The following is a 14538-nucleotide window of genomic DNA, read 5'->3' on the forward strand; positions in this document are numbered from 1 at the left end:
GGTGAGCGCGGTCCGCCCGATCTGCGCGAGGACGAGGACGATCGCGACGTCGTCGGCATCGTCGGCCTCGTCCTCGCGATCGTCCTCGTCCTCGCGCAGATCGGGCGGACCGCGCTCACCACGGCCATCCCGGTCCTCGCGTTCCAGGGCGGCTTCGACACCGCGCAGATCGGGGCGCTCTTCGCCGCCCTCGGGGTCACGATGCTCGTGCTCGCGACGGCGACCGCGATCGTCGGCGTCATCGGCGTCGCGCGGAAGGACCGCGCCCGGCTGCTCTCGGCCGTCGCGCTCGGCGTCGGCGCCAGCGTCGCGATCGTCGAGCTGGGCGCGCTCGTCGTCCCGCCCCTGGTCGGCCTCTCGCTCCAGTACTGACGAGGCCCGCCGGAGCGGATCCCTCCGCCCGCCCTCGCAGCATCCGCACGGCGCCGCGTCAGTTACCCGCGCTCCGCTGCGCCGCGACGGCCCTGCCGGCTCCCCGGCGATGCGCCAGGATGGGGGCATGACGACACGCGTGGACGGCCTCTTCGTCTACCCGGTCAAGGGCCTGACCCCGCAGCCGCTCCCCCGCGTCGAGCTCACCGCCGGCCGCGGCGTCCCCTTCGACCGCACGATCGCCCTCGCCCGCCCCGGCGGCGCGTACCGGCCCGGCATGCGGCACGGCATCTCCAAGCGCGAGTACTTCGTCCTCGTCGCCGAGGCCCGCCTCGCCGGCCTGACCACGCACCTCGACCCCGACAGCGGAGTGCTCACCGTCGACGTCCGCGGCCACCGGGTCCTCTCCGCCGACCTCGGCGCGGAGGACGGCCGGGCCGCACTGCGCTCCTTCGCCGCCCGCGTGCTCGACCTGCCGCCCGGCGTCGAGCCCGTGATCGCCCAGGACGCGGGGCGCCGCTACACCGACACGGCCCACAACTCCGACATCGAGATGGAGTACGTCTCGCTGATCAACCTGGCGAGCGTCCGCGACCTCGCCGAGCGCACCGGCCGGAGCGTCGATCCGCTGCGGTTCCGCGGGAACATCCACCTCGAGGGGCTGCCCGCGTGGAGCGAGCTCGAGCTGCTCGGCCGCGAGCTCACCGCGGGCGGGCTGCGGCTGCGGATCACGAAGGCCACCGAGCGGTGCGCCGCGACCGAGGTCGAGCCGGGCACCGGTCGGCGCGACCTGCCCGTCCCCCGCCTGCTGCACGAGACCTACGGCCACGAGCTCCTCGGCGTCTACGCGGAGGTCCTCGACGGCGGCACGCTCGGCGTGGGCGACGAGCTGGTGCTCCGTGGCTGAGCTGCGGCTCGTGGTGGCCGAGCGCGAGGCGCTCACCCCGGCCGTCACCCGCTTCGTGCTGCGGAGCGAGGACGGCGCCCCGCTGCCCGGCTACTCCGCCGGCGCGCACCTCACGCTCACGACCCCCTCCAGCGAGCGCCGCAGCTACAGCCTGGTCGAGCCGGGATCCGCGGAGCCGTCGCACTACGCGATCGCGGTGCGCCGCGAGCCCGGGGGTCGGGGCGGATCGCGGAGCCTCCACGACGACGTCCGCGTCGGCGACGTCCTCTCCTCCGCGCCGCCCGCGAACACCTTCGCCCTCCGGCCCGCCGCCCGCTACCTCCTGATCGCCGGCGGGATCGGCGTCACCCCGATCCGCGCCATGGCCGCCGAGCTCCGGGCGCAGGGCTCGGCCGTGCAGGTCGTCTACCTCAGCCGCACCCCCGAGGACACCGCGTGGCTCGACGAGTTCTCCGCCGACGGCTCCCTCGTGCACCACAGTGCGATCCACGGCCGGCTCGACCTCTGGCCGCTCGTCGCCGAGCCCGACGACGACGCCCGGATCTACTGCTGCGGTCCGTCCGCGCTGATCGACGAGGTCCTCGCCCTCACGATGCACTGGCGCCCGAGCCGGATCCACGTCGAGGACTTCGCGGGCGTCGACGCCGTCGGCGACCGGGCCGTCCCCTTCGCCGCCGTCTGGGAGCCGACCGGAGCCGTCGTGGAGGTCCCGGCCGACCGCTCGCTCCTCACCGCGCTCCGCTCCTCCGGGATCGACGTCGACTCCTCCTGCGAGTCGGGCACCTGCGGCACCTGCCGCCTGCGCCTCGTCGGCGGGACGGCGGAGCACCGCGACCTGGTGCTGACCCCCGAGGAGCAGGACCGCTGGATCATGCCGTGCGTCTCGCGCTCCGCCGGCGGCGAGCTGGTCGTCGCCCCGGAATGACGGAGCGACGGGGCCGGGCCCCACGCACGCCGGCCGACACGCGTCGGCCGTCGTGTGACGCCGCGTGACGGGCGCCCGGCGCCCGGTCCCCCGCATGCCTAGGCTCCCGGACGGGGGACCACGACCGTCACGACCGAAGGACTTCCGATGACCAGCACCTCCGTCCGCACCCAGCTCGACGAGTTCACCGTCGGCTTCGACGAGACGGTCGGCCCCGAGCTCGCCGCCGTCTTCTCCGGCGAGCGCGACGACCTCGTCGCCGCCGGCGCCCCGAGCGGAGCCGTCACCGCCGGCGACGCGCTCCCCGCCGCCTCCGTCGTGACCGTCGACGGCGACACCGTCGACCTCGCGGACGTCCTCGGCGCGGGCCCGGCCGTCCTCGTCTTCTACCGCGGAGCCTGGTGCCCGTACTGCAACATCACGCTCAAGCACTACAACGAGACCCTCGCCCCCGAGCTCGCGTCGCGCGGAGTCGCCCTCGTCGCGATCAGCCCGCAGACCCCCGACGGGTCGCGCGCGGCGGTCGCGAACGGCGACCTGGGCTTCACCGTCGTCTCCGACCCCGGCAACACGCTCGCGAGCGCTCTCGGCATCGTCACCGCCCCCAGCGGCGACGCGCAGGAGGCGCACACCGCGCTCGGCTTCGCCGTGAAGGACAGCAACGCCGACGACACCCCGGCCGTCCCGTACCCGACCGTCCTGGTCGTCGACGCCGACCGGATCGTCCGCACGGCGGACGTGCACGTCGATTACACGACGCGCACGGAGACCGAGGAGATCCTCGCCGCCGTCGACGCGCTCTGACACCTCCGCTCGCACCCTGAGCACGCGCGGCGGTCGAGCGCACCCCCTCGCCCGCCGCGCCGCCGCTCCCTAGGCTCGACCCGTGACAGCGGAGACGGACGTGCTCGTGGTCGGCGGCGGTCCGGTCGGACTCCTGCTCGGCGCGCTCCTGGCGCGGGCCGGAGTGGACGTGCAGGTGTGGGAGCGGCGCTCCTCGGTGCCGCGCGGCTCGCGGGCGATCGGCATCCATCCGCCGTCGCTCGACGCGTTCGCCGCAGTCGGCGCCGATGCTCCCGTGCTGGCCGAGGCCACCCGGGTCCGCGAGGGCGTCGCGCGCAGCCGGGGCCGCACCCTCGGCACGCTCTCGTTCGCGCGCGCCTCCGCGACGCACCCCTACGTCGTCACCCTCGACCAGCACCGCACCGAGGCGATCCTCCGCGAGCGCCTCGAGGCGGCGGCCCCGGACGCGCTGCGCCCCGGGGTCGCGCTGACCGGCCTGCTCCGTCGCGGCTCCACCGTCGAGGTGACCGGCACCGGACCGGGCGGCGAGCCGGTCTCCGTCCGCGCCGCCTTCGTCGTGGGAGCCGACGGCGCACGCAGCACCGTCCGCGATCTGCTCGGGATCCGCACCACCGGCCGCGACTACCCGGACCGCTACGTGATGGGCGACTTCGCCGACCCCGAGCCCGGCGGTCTCACCGGCACCGCGCTGGTCGACGTCGGCCCGGCCGGAGTGGTGGAGTCCTTCCCCCTGCCGGGCGGTCGGCGCCGGTACGTCGCCCTGAGCGGCCCCGACCGCTCCCTCGGCGCCCCCGCCTGGCGGCCCGAGGAGGCCCCCGACCAGGAGGCCGCGCGCGCCCTGGCCGCCGCTGTCCGCGACCGGACGGGCGCCGACGCCGACCCGGAGACCTGCACGATGCTCAGCGGCTTCCAGGTGCGGCGCCGCGAGGCCGAGCGGATGGGCGTCGGCCGCGTCGTGCTCATCGGCGACGCCGCGCACGAGATCAGTCCGATCGGAGGGCAGGGCATGAACCTCGGCTGGCTCGACGCCGCCGAGCTCGCCCCGCTCCTGGCCGGTGCCGTGCGCCGCGGCGAGGCCGGCCCCTGGCCCGGCTTCGCCCGGCGGCGCACCACCGCGGCCCGGCGCGCGGGGCGGCAGGCGGAGGCGAACATGGCCCTCGGACGCCCGCTCGGCTCGCTCGCGCACCGCGGCCGCGAGGCGTTCCTCCGCACCGCCCTCGCCCTGCCGACCTCGGACCTGCTCGCCCGCGTCTACGCGATGCGCTGGTCCTGAGGGCGGCCGGTCAGCCGATGAGCCGCGCGCCCGCCAGCCCGAGCTCGACCACCAGCACGAGCGAGGCCGCGATCACCAGCCGGAACAGGGTGCGCGTGGGCGGGCCGGTCAGCACCAGGCGGATGCCCGCCGCGGCGAGCACGACCACCGCGAGGGTCCCGATCACCGCGAGCACCACACCCGTCCCGCGCACCGGCTGGTCGCCGACGAGCTGTCCGACGAGCACGAGCAGCGCGGCCACCACCAGCGACCCGAAGGCGACGACTCCGGAGAGCCGCAGGCCGAGGCGGTGCGGGAAGCCGCGGACCCCGGTGGCCTCGTCGTCGACCAGGTCGGGGAGCACGTTCGTGCAGTGGATCGCGACGCCGAACACGGCGCCGGTCGCGATCGCCCACCAGGCGGGGACCCGGCCGTCGCCCGCCGGCACCGCCACCACCGGCAGCAGCCCGAAGGCGACCACGAAGGGAACGACGGACCAGACCGTGCGCTTGAGCCCCGCGTCGTAGGCCCAGCCCGCGGCGACCAGCACCAGGTGCGCGACCGCGGCGACCGGTCCGAGCAGCAGCGAGAGCACCACGGCGGCCGCGGCCGTCCCCAGTGCGGCGGTGCGGACGGCGCCCACGCCGATCAGCCCCTGCGCGACCGGCTTGTCGGTGCGCCCCACCGCGCGGTCGCGGTCGGCGTCGATCCAGTCGTTCGCGAGCCCGATCGAGAGCTGCCCGAGCAGCACGGCGAGCGCCACCAGCACGACCTGCCCGAGCGGATGCCCGGACGCCGCCGCGATCACGGTCGCCAGCACGGTGACCGTCACGGTCGGCCCGGGGTGCGACGAGGCCAGCAGGAGTCGCACCCGGGACGTCATCCCGCCAGCCTACGGTCGCGGCGGCACAGCGGGGCGCCGGTCGCGCTCCCCGCCCCGGAGCGGGATCCAGCGTGGTTCGAGCGCGGCGCCCTCATCAGCCCGCGACGGGAATGGCCCGGGATGGGGCAGGGTTGCACCACCCGGCATCCCGACTCAGGAAGAAGGCCTCGTGGACCTCGTGCACTGGCTGTTCGACGCGCAGATCGTCATCGGCGAGCAGACCGTCCTCTGGCGGGAGGTCATCGGCAACGTCTTCGGGCTCCTCAGCGCCCTCGGCGGGATGCGGAGGAAGGTCTGGGCCTGGCCCGTCGGCCTCATCGGCAACGTGCTGCTGTTCACGGTCTTCATGGGCGCCCTGTTCGGCACTCCGAACCCCGTCAACCTGCTCGGCCAGGCCGGGCGGCAGGTGATGTTCATCCTGGTCAGCGTCTACGGCTGGTACCGGTGGACCCACCGCCCCGACGACTCGACCACCTTGATCGAGCCGCGCTGGGCGTCGTGGCGCACCCGCGGCCTGCTGGTGCTCGGGATGGTCGGCGGCACCGCAGTGCTGACCCCCGTGTTCCGCGCGCTCGGCTCCTACGAGCCGGTCTGGAGCGACGCGTGGATCTTCGTCGGCTCCGTCCTCGCCACCTACGGCATGGCGAAGGGCTGGACCGAGTTCTGGCTCATCTGGGTGGCCGTCGACCTGGTCGGCGTGCCGCTGCTGTTCTCGGCCGGCTACTACGCGTCGGGGCTGATGTACGTCTTCTACGGCGCGTTCACCCTGGTCGGATTCTTCGTCTGGATGCGGCAGGGCACCCGTCCGTCCGCCGCTCCGATCACGGTCGGCTAGCTCTAGCAGCCTGCCGCCGCCGGCGGAAGTGGCCGTGCGGGAGGCGCTGTCGGTGGTCCACTGGGAGCGGAGGCGCCCGCCTCCCCCACCCGGAACGGACGCCATGCTCTCCCTCGTCTACTCCAGCCGCACCTCCGCCGGCTTCACGGACGCCGACCTCCCCGCGCTGCTCGCCCAGTGCCGCGCGAACAACGAGCGCCTCGGCCTGACCGGCATGCTCCTGCACCGCGACGGCCGATTCCTCCAGGTGCTCGAGGGGCCGGACGCGGTCCTGCGCGAGCGGATGGCCGTCATCGCCGCCGACGAGCGCCACGCGCAGCTGCGCACCCTCCTCGAGGAGCCGATCCGGGAGCGGCTGTTCCCGGAGTGGTCGATGGCGTTCGAGTCCGCCGCCGACGCCGACGCCGCCGGGCTCCGCACCTCCTTCGACGACCTCGACGACGCCGAGGCCGAGAGCCCGACGCTCCCGGCCCTGCGCGAGCTCATCCGCTTCTTCCGCGAGCGGAGCTAGGCGGAACTGGGCGGAGCTGGGCGGAGCGATACGGGACGCCGCGATCGCGGCCGGTCCGCCGCCGGAACCCGACGCCCGTCAGTCCTCCGCCGAGGGAGGAGCGAGCCGGTCGAGCCGCGCCAGGAGCGGGGCGAAGCCGTCGCCGAGCAGGGCGCTCAGCGGCTCGCCGAACCAGAACCGCCAGACGGCGTCGAGCTCCTCGCCGGTGATCCGTCCTCGGCGCAGGAGGATGCTCGCGATCGGGGCCGCCTCAGACGCGTACTCGTCGCGGGGAGCGCCGTCCTCGCGACCCGGCTCGAGTCCGTACGGATCGACCCCGTCGAGCTCCCGCAGGACGGCCGCCACCATCGCGTCACGGCGTTCCGCGGTCGCGCCGTCCTGATTCGTCGGTGCTCGGCGCTCCATCGCGAGAAGGTACCCAGCCCACTCCTCGTCGTCCATTCGTCGTCTCCGATCTCTCCGGATGCCGCGCCTTCTCGAGGCCTTTCTCTTCTTTCGGCGCCGGCTTGTCGAGGCACGGGGGAACCGCCTCTCCGACGGCTTGTCATCCCCCCGCGAGAAAGGCGCGGACGCCTTCCCGCGTCAGCCCCGAGGCGACGGCGAGCCGGTGCTCTCCGGCCCCGAGTCGGGCGGCTCCGCGGAGGGCCGCGGCCCTTTCTCCGCCCTCGCCGGAAGTCCCGCTCCGGAATGCCGCGAATTCCGCGGACACCTTATCGAGAGCGTCGGCGACATCGCCGGACACGCTCTCCGGCGGCTCGCCGAGATCGATGCGCCAGCCTCTCCCGGACTTCTCGTCGCTGTCGTTCACACGCGGGAAAGTACCCCGGACCGCAGGGTGGCGCCTGTGATCGCCCGACGCCGTCGCGCCCCAGGGATCCGTCGTCGACGTCCGAGCGCACACGCCTCCCGGTCCGGAGAGGACGGCCTTCGAGGACTGTCCCGCGGACCTCGTCGCCGTGCTCCGCTCCGATGCGGCCTTCGCCTCGGCCGAGGTCTTCGACGGCTGACCCGACCGCGTCGACCACCCGCTGCGACGACCGCGGGGCGGAGGCGCGGATCGCGTCGTTCCGGCGCGCCCGCACCAGCGGTGCCGGAACGTCCGGCCGATCCGGGAGCGGCACGCGTCCGCGCCGTCGAGGTTCCGTCAGTGTGCAGGGCCCCGCGCCGAGGGACGTAAAGTGTGCTCACACGCGCCCGCGGACGGGCGAGCCGCCCGTGAGGGCGCCCCGGTCCTGCGTCGGAGGCGCCGATCACAGAGAGCCGCGGTGCCCGATGCCGGAAGACAAGCCCGCGTCGCGGGCGCCGAGCATCTACGACGTCGCCCGCGCGGCCGGCGTCTCGCACCAGACCGTCTCCCGGGTCCTGAACGACCACCCGAGCCTCCGCGCCGAGACGAAGAAGCGCGTGCTCGAGGTCATGGCCGAGCTCGACTACCGCCCCAACCTCGCCGCGCGGGCACTGGTCACCAGCCGCACCCGCACCGTCGGCGTGCTGTCCTCGCAGAGCCTGCAGTACGGTCCGGCCTCCAGCATCCAGGCCATCGAGGTGGCGGCGCGCGACGCGGGCTACCTCGTCGTCACAGCCAACGTCGACGGCACCGACGGCGCGTCGATCCAGGCCGGGATCCGGCATCTGCTCAACCAGGCGGTCGAGGGCCTCGTGGTCGTCGCCCCGCAGATCCGCGTCTTCGACATCCTGTCCGGAGTCGCGCTGCGCATCCCGCACGTGACGCTGCAGACGAGCGAGGACGACCGCGACGACGCGCTCTACGTCGACCAGATGGCCGGCGCCCGCATCGCCACCGGGCACCTGATCGACCTCGGGCACACCGAGATCGTGCACCTCGCCGGCCCGCAGGACTGGATCGAGGCCGAGGCGCGGATGCGCGGCTACCTCACCGAGCTCGACCACCGCTCGATCCCGCTGCGCCCGCCTCTGCTCGGCGACTGGAGCGCCGAGCGCGGCCACCGCGTGGGCCTCGAGCTCTCGCGCTTCCTCGACTTCACCGCGGTGTTCGCGGGGAACGACCAGATGGCGCTCGGACTGATGAGCGCGTTCCACGAGCGCGGGGTCCGCGTGCCGGAGGACGTCAGCGTCATCGGCTTCGACGACATCCCCGAGGCGGCGTTCTACTGGCCGCCGCTGACCAGCGTCCGCCAGGACTTCGTGGAGCTCGGACGCCGGTGCGTGGCCGCGCTGCTCAGCCTGATCGAGGGCGACCGGCCGGAGAAGGCGGCGCCGATCGCTCCGCAGCTGGTCGTCCGCGGATCCACGGCCGTCCCCCGGAGCGCGAGCGTCACCGCCTCGCGCTGACCGGCGGCCGCGACGCCCTCGCGCCGCGACCGCCCGGGATCACTCGCCGTGAGCGGCGATCGACACGTCGTTCCAGCGCTTCCAGGTCTCGAGGCGCGACTCGTAGTCCGCCGTCGCGATGCCCAGCGGCGCGCGCCCGAAGAAGATCCGCAGCGGCGGCTCGTCCGCGTCCACGACCGCGAGGATCCCGAGGCGCGAGGCCCGCGGGTCGCCCTGCTGAGCGGCGGAGGGGCGTCGGCTCGCTGCCTCCCGGACCTCGTCGTACGCGGCGATCGGCTCGCTGCGCGACGCGGAGGGACCGGACCAGTCGGTCGAGTACCCGCCGGGCTCGACGAGGGTCACGTGGATCCCGAAGCCGGCGACCTCGGCGGCCAGCGACTGGGTGAAGCCCTCGAGCGCCCACTTCGACGCGTGGTACGCGCCGATCGAGGGGAACGCGCTGATGCCGCCGATGCTCGACACCTGGACGATGTGGCCCGAGCCCTGCTCGCGGAGGATCGGCAGCGCGGCCTGGGTGACCCAGAGGGCGCCGAAGACGTTGGTCTCGAGCTGCGCGCGGACCTCCTCCTCGGTGAGCTCCTCGATCATGCCGAAGTGCCCGTAGCCGGCGTTGTTGATCACGACGTCCAGCCGGCCGAACCGCTCGGCCGCGGCCTGCACAGCGGCGAAGCCGGCCGCGCGGTCGGTCACGTCGAGGGTCAGCGGGAGGAACGTGTCCGGATACTCCTCGACGAGGGCGTCGAGGGTCTCGATCCGGCGGGCGGTGCCGGCGACCGAGTCGCCGCGCTCGAGCGCCGCCTCGGCCCACTCGCGGCCGAAGCCCTTCGAGGCGCCGGTGATGAACCAGGTCTTCGTCATGGTGTGCGTCCTTTCGACAGTGCTGGACGCAACGCCGACAGCTCCGGCTCCCTTCCGGGGCCGGGGACCCTTGACAGCACCGCTCCGAGAGCGGACGACGCGCCGCGGGTGTCCCGTTACCGAGTCGAGACGTGCGCGTTGACACGAACGGCGCCGTCGGGTCTAGCATGACGCAATGTGATCGCTCACATGGCATCACATCTCCGCCCCGATCCCGAGGGCGGCCCTGCATCCACTGCATTCAATGACGAAGGAATCACAGTGACCACAATGAAGCGCGCTCTCATCGCCGGCATCGCCGGCGGAGCGATGATCCTCTCCCTCGCCGCCTGCTCCTCCGGAACCGGTGGCGGCTCGGGCTCGGGATCCGGCGACGGCGGCCTCGTCGGCGTCGCGATGCCGACCAAGTCGTCCGAGCGCTGGATCGCTGACGGCAACAACGTCAAGTCGCAGCTCGAGGAGGCCGGCTACCAGGTCGACCTTCAGTACGCCGAGGACGACATCCCCACCCAGGTCTCGCAGCTCGAGAACATGATCACCAAGGGCGCCAAGGCCCTGATCGTCGCCTCGATCGACGGCACCACCCTCACGAGCGTGCTCGAGGAGGCCAAGGCCAACGACATCCCCGTCATCGCCTACGACCGCCTCATCCGCGACTCCGAGAACGTGGACTACTACGCCACGTTCGACAACTACAAGGTGGGCGTCCAGCAGGCCACCTCGCTCCTCGCGGGCCTCGGTCTCACCGACCTCACCGGCGCGAAGGCCGCCGACGCCCCCGCCGGCCCGTTCAACGTCGAGCTGTTCGCCGGCAGCCCCGACGACAACAACGCCACGTTCTTCTTCAACGGCGCGATGGACACCCTCCAGCCGTACATCGACGACAAGACGCTCGTCGTGAAGTCCGGCGAGACCGACTTCAACACCGTGGCCACGCTCCGCTGGGACGGCGAGGTCGCCCAGAGCCGCATGGAGGACATCCTCACCAAGACGTACTCCGACGGCTCCAAGGTCCAGGGCGTCCTCTCGCCCTACGACGGCCTCAGCCGCGGCATCATCTCGGCCCTGACCGACGCCGGCTACACCGTCGGCTCCGACTTCCCGATCATCACCGGTCAGGACGCCGAGCTCGACTCCGTCAAGGCGATCATCGCCGGCGAGCAGTACGCGACCATCTACAAGGACACCCGCGAACTCGCCAAGGAGGCCGTGAAGATGGCCCAGGCCGTGCTCGAGGGCACCGAGCCCGAGGTCAACGACACCGACACCTACGACAACGGCAAGAAGGTCGTCCCGTCCTTCCTGCTCGAGCCGGTCATCGTCACCAAGGACCAGATCCAGTCCGTCCTCGTCGACGGCGGCTACTACACCGACGCGGAAGTGAACGGCTAGTCCTCTCTCCTCACCCGAGAAGGAACACCCCGGGAGGGCGCCCACCGGGCGCCCTCCCCCACTACGAAGGAAGGGAGGCGGCGTGACCTCGAACATCCTCGAGATGCGCGGCATCACCAAGACGTTCCCGGGCGTGAAGGCGCTCCAGGACGTCACGCTCAACGCACAGCGCGGCGAAGTCCACGCGATCTGCGGGGAGAACGGCGCCGGCAAGTCGACGCTGATGAAGGTCCTGTCGGGCGTCTACCCCCACGGCACCTACGAGGGCGACATCGTCTTCGAGGACGAGGTGATGCAGTTCTCCAGCATCCGCGACTCGGAGGCGAAGGGCATCGTCATCATCCACCAGGAGCTGGCCCTCAGCCCCTACCTCTCCATCGCGGAGAACATCTTCCTCGGCAACGAGGTGCGCGGCTTCGGCGGCCTGATCGACTGGAACAAGACCAACCAGGAGGCGGCGGCGCTGCTGGCCCGCGTGGGTCTGCGCGAGAACCCGACCACCAAGATCATGGAGATCGGAGTCGGCAAGCAGCAGCTCGTCGAGATCGCGAAGGCGCTCTCCAAGCGGGTCAAGCTGCTCATCCTCGACGAGCCCACCGCGGCCCTGAACGACGAGGACTCGGACCACCTGCTCGACCTGATCCTGCACCTCAAGGAGCAGGGCATCACGTCGATCATCATCAGCCACAAGCTGAACGAGATCAAGAAGATCGCGGACACCGTCACGGTCATCCGAGACGGCAAGACCATCGAGACGATCGCGCACGACGACGTCACCGAGGACCGCATCATCAAGGACATGGTCGGCCGCGACCTCGACCACCGCTACCCGGACCACACGCCGCACATCGGCGAGGAGATCCTGCGCGTGGTCGACTGGACGGCCCACCACCCCCAGGACCCGACCCGCGTCATGGTGGACAAGGTCAACCTGACGGTGCACCGCGGCGAGATCGTCGGCATCGCCGGGCTCATGGGCGCCGGGCGCACCGAGTTCGCGATGAGCCTCTTCGGCCGCTCCTACGGCAGCCGCATCTCCGGCCAGGTCTTCAAGGCCGGCAAGGAGATCAAGATCCGCAACGTCTCGGAGGCGATCGCCCACGGGCTCGCCTACGCGACCGAGGACCGCAAGCACTACGGCCTCAACCTCATCGACGACATCAAGCGGAACATCTCGCTCGCGTCGCTCGACAAGGTCGCCCGCGGCGGACTCGTCGACGACAACCGCGAGTTCGAGGTCGCCAACGAGTACCGCGGCAGCATGAACATCAAGTCGCCGACCGTGCTCGCCAAGACCGGGAAGCTCTCCGGCGGCAACCAGCAGAAGGTCGTCCTGTCGAAGTGGATCTACTCCGACCCGGACGTCCTCATCCTCGACGAGCCCACCCGCGGCATCGACGTGGGTGCGAAGTACGAGATCTACACCATCATCAACCGGCTCGCGGCGCAGGGTAAGGGGATCATCGTCATCTCCTCCGAGCTGCCGGAGCTGCTCGGCATCTGCGACCGCGTCTACGCGCTGTCGGAGGGCCGGATCACGGGCGAGCTGCCCATCGCCGAGGCGACCCCCGAGGCGGTCCTCACCCTCATGACCCAGGAGAAGCAACGATGACCGATCTGCAGAACGAACCGTCCACCGCGGCCGGTGCGCAGGTGAAGCCCACCGAGAACGCCTTCACGAAGCGCCTCAGCCACGTGCTGGGCGACCTCGGCAAGAACGGCATCTTCATCGCCCTCATCGTGGTGGTGCTGCTGTTCGAGGTGATGACCGGCGGCATCCTCCTCCGCCCCCAGAACATCTCGAACCTGATCGTCCAGAACGGCTACATCCTGATCCTCGCCATCGGCATGGTGATGGTCATCGTGGCCGGGCACATCGACCTCTCGGTCGGCTCGGTCGCGGCGTTCGTCGGAGCGATCTCGGGCGTCTTCGCGGTCAACATGGGTCTCCCGTGGTGGCTGTCGATCGTCCTCTCCCTCCTCATCGGCGCCCTGGTCGGAGCGTGGCAGGGCTTCTGGATCGCGTACGTCGGGATCCCGGCGTTCATCGTGACCCTGGCGGGCATGCTGATCTTCCGCGGCCTGGCGCTCGTCGTCCTCGGCAACGCGAACATCGGCTCCTTCCCGACCGAGTACCGCGCGCTGGGCAACGGCTTCCTCACCGACCTGTTCGGCGAGACCGACCTCGACCCGCTGTCGCTCGTCATCGGCGCGCTCGCGATCGTCGCCTTCGCCGTGCAGTCCGTGCGCACTCGCCGCGGCCGCCAGAAGTACGCGCAGAGCGTCGAGCCGGGCGCCTGGTTCGTCACCAAGCTCGTCCTCGTCTCCGTCGTGATCGCGGCCTTCTCCTTCGCGCTGGCCACCTTCAAGGGCATCCCGGTCACCCTGATCGTGCTCGCCGTGCTCGTCCTGATCTACGGCGTGGTCATGAACCGCTCCGTCTTCGGCCGTCACGTCTACGCGATCGGCGGCAACCTGCACGCCGCGGAGCTGTCCGGCATCAAGACCCGCAACGTCACCTTCTGGCTGTTCGTCAACATGGGCGTCCTCGCGGCGCTGGCCGGCCTCGTCTTCACCGCGCGACTCAACCTCGCCGGCCCGAAGGCGGGCGACGGCTTCGAGCTCGAGGCCATCTCGGCCGCCTTCATCGGCGGCGCGGCGGTCCAGGGCGGCGTCGGCACCATCGGCGGCGCGATCATCGGTGGTCTCATCATCGGCGTCCTGAACAACGGCATGTCGATCATGGGCATCGGCATCGAGTGGCAGCAGGCGGTCAAGGGCCTCGTGCTCCTGCTCGCGGTCGCCTTCGACGTCTACAACAAGCGCCGCTCGGGCGGACGCTAGGCCCTGCGGTCGTGCCCGACTGGTCGCGGTTCCTGCCGCTGAGCACCGGGCCCTCGGTCGACGAGACGGGCGTCAGCAACGACTGGCGCCCCCTCGTCGCCGAGAGGCTCGACCGCCTCGCCGTCCTGGCCGCCTCCCCCTCCACCACGGAGGGCGAGGCGGCCAGTGCCGTCTCCCGGGACGCCCTGCTCGGAGAGCTCGTCGTGCGGCTCTCGAGCAGCACCGGCCAGCGCCTCGCGACGCGGATGGGCGCCCGCGAGGCCTCCTCCCCTCCCCCTGCCGCCGAGATCGCCCCGGCCCTGGCCGCTCTCGCCTCCGCTCGCCGCGCCGGCGCTGGTCCCCGCTCGGTCGCCGAGCTGGTCGAGGTCGTCCGCGTCGAGCTCGCCCTCTCCCCCGAGCCGCTCGCCCTCTCCTCCCGCATCACCGGCGGGGTGGCCCTGGACCGCCTGCAGCGCGCGCCGCTCGCGATCCGCGCCGCCGTCCGCGGTCGCACCCTCGCTCCGACCGACGCGGAGTGGGAGCTCGGCTCCGGCCCCGCCCTGCGCGTGCCGGCCGACGCGATCCTCCGCTTCCTGCTCGGCCTCGGGCCCTTCCCCGCCGAGCCGACCGCCTAGGCGGCGCCGCCTCCTGCCCCCGGGCGGA

The 14538-nt window shown here is 72.4% G+C and carries 16 protein-coding genes; 12 read left to right on the top strand and 4 right to left on the bottom strand.

The window, feature by feature from the left end:
* The 5 genes from C5B93_RS17335 to C5B93_RS13720 form a co-directional block, all read left to right on the top strand.
* Positions 1 to 372 (top strand): hypothetical protein (locus C5B93_RS17335; RefSeq protein WP_219814046.1); only part of this gene is annotated, 372 nt, incomplete at its 5' end.
* Between the two features lie 127 nt (positions 373 to 499).
* Positions 500 to 1279, top strand: coding sequence for an MOSC domain-containing protein (locus C5B93_RS13705; RefSeq protein WP_181068112.1), 780 nt, complete (start codon positions 500 to 502; stop codon positions 1277 to 1279).
* Positions 1272 to 2204, top strand: coding sequence for a PDR/VanB family oxidoreductase (locus tag C5B93_RS13710; RefSeq protein WP_104292701.1), 933 nt, complete (start codon positions 1272 to 1274; stop codon positions 2202 to 2204). The genes C5B93_RS13705 and C5B93_RS13710 overlap by 8 nt, the downstream gene beginning before the upstream one ends.
* 147 nt (positions 2205 to 2351) lie before the next feature.
* The gene (locus C5B93_RS13715; RefSeq protein WP_104227406.1) at positions 2352 to 3008 is read left to right on the top strand and encodes a peroxiredoxin-like family protein; all 657 of its coding nucleotides are present in this window, start codon (positions 2352 to 2354) and stop codon (positions 3006 to 3008) included.
* A gap of 82 nt (positions 3009 to 3090) precedes the next feature.
* Positions 3091 to 4281 (top strand): NAD(P)/FAD-dependent oxidoreductase, encoded by a 1191-nt coding sequence (locus tag C5B93_RS13720; protein WP_104292702.1) that lies wholly within the window; start codon positions 3091 to 3093, stop codon positions 4279 to 4281.
* A gap of 10 nt (positions 4282 to 4291) precedes the next feature.
* Here C5B93_RS13720 and C5B93_RS13725 read toward each other — a convergent pair whose 3' ends face one another.
* Positions 4292 to 5143 (bottom strand): UbiA family prenyltransferase, encoded by an 852-nt coding sequence (locus C5B93_RS13725; protein WP_104292703.1) that lies wholly within the window; start codon positions 5141 to 5143, stop codon positions 4292 to 4294.
* A gap of 169 nt (positions 5144 to 5312) precedes the next feature.
* On the opposite strand from C5B93_RS13725, the gene pnuC reads away from it, so the two are divergent.
* Positions 5313 to 5978 carry a nicotinamide riboside transporter PnuC gene (gene pnuC / locus C5B93_RS13730; protein ID WP_104227403.1) on the top strand — a complete coding sequence of 222 codons (666 nt, stop codon included), beginning with the start codon at positions 5313 to 5315 and terminating at the stop codon, positions 5976 to 5978.
* Between the two features lie 103 nt (positions 5979 to 6081).
* Positions 6082 to 6489: a BLUF domain-containing protein gene (locus tag C5B93_RS13735; RefSeq protein WP_104292704.1), complete on the top strand. Its 408-nt coding sequence runs from the start codon at positions 6082 to 6084 to the stop codon at positions 6487 to 6489.
* Between the two features lie 78 nt (positions 6490 to 6567).
* Here C5B93_RS13735 and C5B93_RS13740 read toward each other — a convergent pair whose 3' ends face one another.
* Together C5B93_RS13740 and C5B93_RS13745 are read right to left on the bottom strand one after the other, a co-directional pair.
* Complete coding sequence (locus tag C5B93_RS13740; RefSeq protein ID WP_146078497.1) at positions 6568 to 6894, bottom strand: hypothetical protein; 327 nt, start codon at positions 6892 to 6894, stop codon at positions 6568 to 6570.
* Between the two features lie 139 nt (positions 6895 to 7033).
* Positions 7034 to 7297, bottom strand: coding sequence for a hypothetical protein (locus C5B93_RS13745; RefSeq protein WP_104292706.1), 264 nt, complete (start codon positions 7295 to 7297; stop codon positions 7034 to 7036).
* Positions 7298 to 7761: 464 nt separating this feature from the next.
* Here C5B93_RS13745 and C5B93_RS13750 point away from each other — a divergent pair, with 464 nt between their 5' ends.
* Positions 7762 to 8802 carry a LacI family DNA-binding transcriptional regulator gene (locus tag C5B93_RS13750; protein WP_104224986.1) on the top strand — a complete coding sequence of 347 codons (1041 nt, stop codon included), beginning with the start codon at positions 7762 to 7764 and terminating at the stop codon, positions 8800 to 8802.
* A gap of 39 nt (positions 8803 to 8841) precedes the next feature.
* Here C5B93_RS13750 and C5B93_RS13755 read toward each other — a convergent pair whose 3' ends face one another.
* Entirely contained in the window at positions 8842 to 9660 is an 819-nt protein-coding gene (locus C5B93_RS13755; RefSeq protein WP_104256397.1) for an SDR family oxidoreductase, read from the bottom strand.
* Between the two features lie 270 nt (positions 9661 to 9930).
* Here C5B93_RS13755 and chvE point away from each other — a divergent pair, with 270 nt between their 5' ends.
* From chvE to C5B93_RS13775, 4 genes are all read left to right on the top strand, one after another.
* Positions 9931 to 11052, top strand: a complete 1122-nt coding sequence (chvE, locus tag C5B93_RS13760; RefSeq protein ID WP_104224984.1) for a multiple monosaccharide ABC transporter substrate-binding protein — start codon at positions 9931 to 9933, stop codon at positions 11050 to 11052.
* A gap of 82 nt (positions 11053 to 11134) precedes the next feature.
* Positions 11135 to 12664, top strand: coding sequence for a multiple monosaccharide ABC transporter ATP-binding protein (gene mmsA, locus C5B93_RS13765; RefSeq protein WP_104227396.1), 1530 nt, complete (start codon positions 11135 to 11137; stop codon positions 12662 to 12664).
* Positions 12661 to 13896, top strand: coding sequence for a multiple monosaccharide ABC transporter permease (gene mmsB, locus C5B93_RS13770; protein ID WP_104224982.1), 1236 nt, complete (start codon positions 12661 to 12663; stop codon positions 13894 to 13896). Before mmsA ends, mmsB begins: the two co-directional genes overlap by 4 nt.
* Positions 13897 to 13907: 11 nt before the next feature.
* Entirely contained in the window at positions 13908 to 14510 is a 603-nt protein-coding gene (locus tag C5B93_RS13775; protein WP_104234507.1) for a hypothetical protein, read from the top strand.
* The last annotated feature ends 28 nt before the right edge of the window (positions 14511 to 14538 follow it).

It is taken from the genome of Rathayibacter sp. AY1A2, from assembly GCF_002930935.1.
Taxonomy (GTDB): Bacteria; Actinomycetota; Actinomycetes; order Actinomycetales; family Microbacteriaceae; genus Rathayibacter.

Bases quoted from the DNA above. Each gene is read 5' to 3' on its own strand.
- C5B93_RS13705 (WP_181068112.1), top strand. From the start codon at position 500: ATGACGACACGCGTGGACGGCCTCTTCGTCTACCCGGTCAAGGGCCTG.
- C5B93_RS13715 (WP_104227406.1), top strand. From the start codon at position 2,352: ATGACCAGCACCTCCGTCCGCACCCAGCTCGACGAGTTCACCGTCGGC.
- C5B93_RS13725 (WP_104292703.1), bottom strand. From the start codon at position 5,143: ATGACGTCCCGGGTGCGACTCCTGCTGGCCTCGTCGCACCCCGGGCCG.
- C5B93_RS13735 (WP_104292704.1), top strand. From the start codon at position 6,082: ATGCTCTCCCTCGTCTACTCCAGCCGCACCTCCGCCGGCTTCACGGAC.
- C5B93_RS13740 (WP_146078497.1), bottom strand. From the start codon at position 6,894: ATGGAGCGCCGAGCACCGACGAATCAGGACGGCGCGACCGCGGAACGC.
- C5B93_RS13750 (WP_104224986.1), top strand. From the start codon at position 7,762: ATGCCGGAAGACAAGCCCGCGTCGCGGGCGCCGAGCATCTACGACGTC.
- C5B93_RS13755 (WP_104256397.1), bottom strand. From the start codon at position 9,660: ATGACGAAGACCTGGTTCATCACCGGCGCCTCGAAGGGCTTCGGCCGC.
- chvE (WP_104224984.1), top strand. From the start codon at position 9,931: ATGAAGCGCGCTCTCATCGCCGGCATCGCCGGCGGAGCGATGATCCTC.
- mmsB (WP_104224982.1), top strand. From the start codon at position 12,661: ATGACCGATCTGCAGAACGAACCGTCCACCGCGGCCGGTGCGCAGGTG.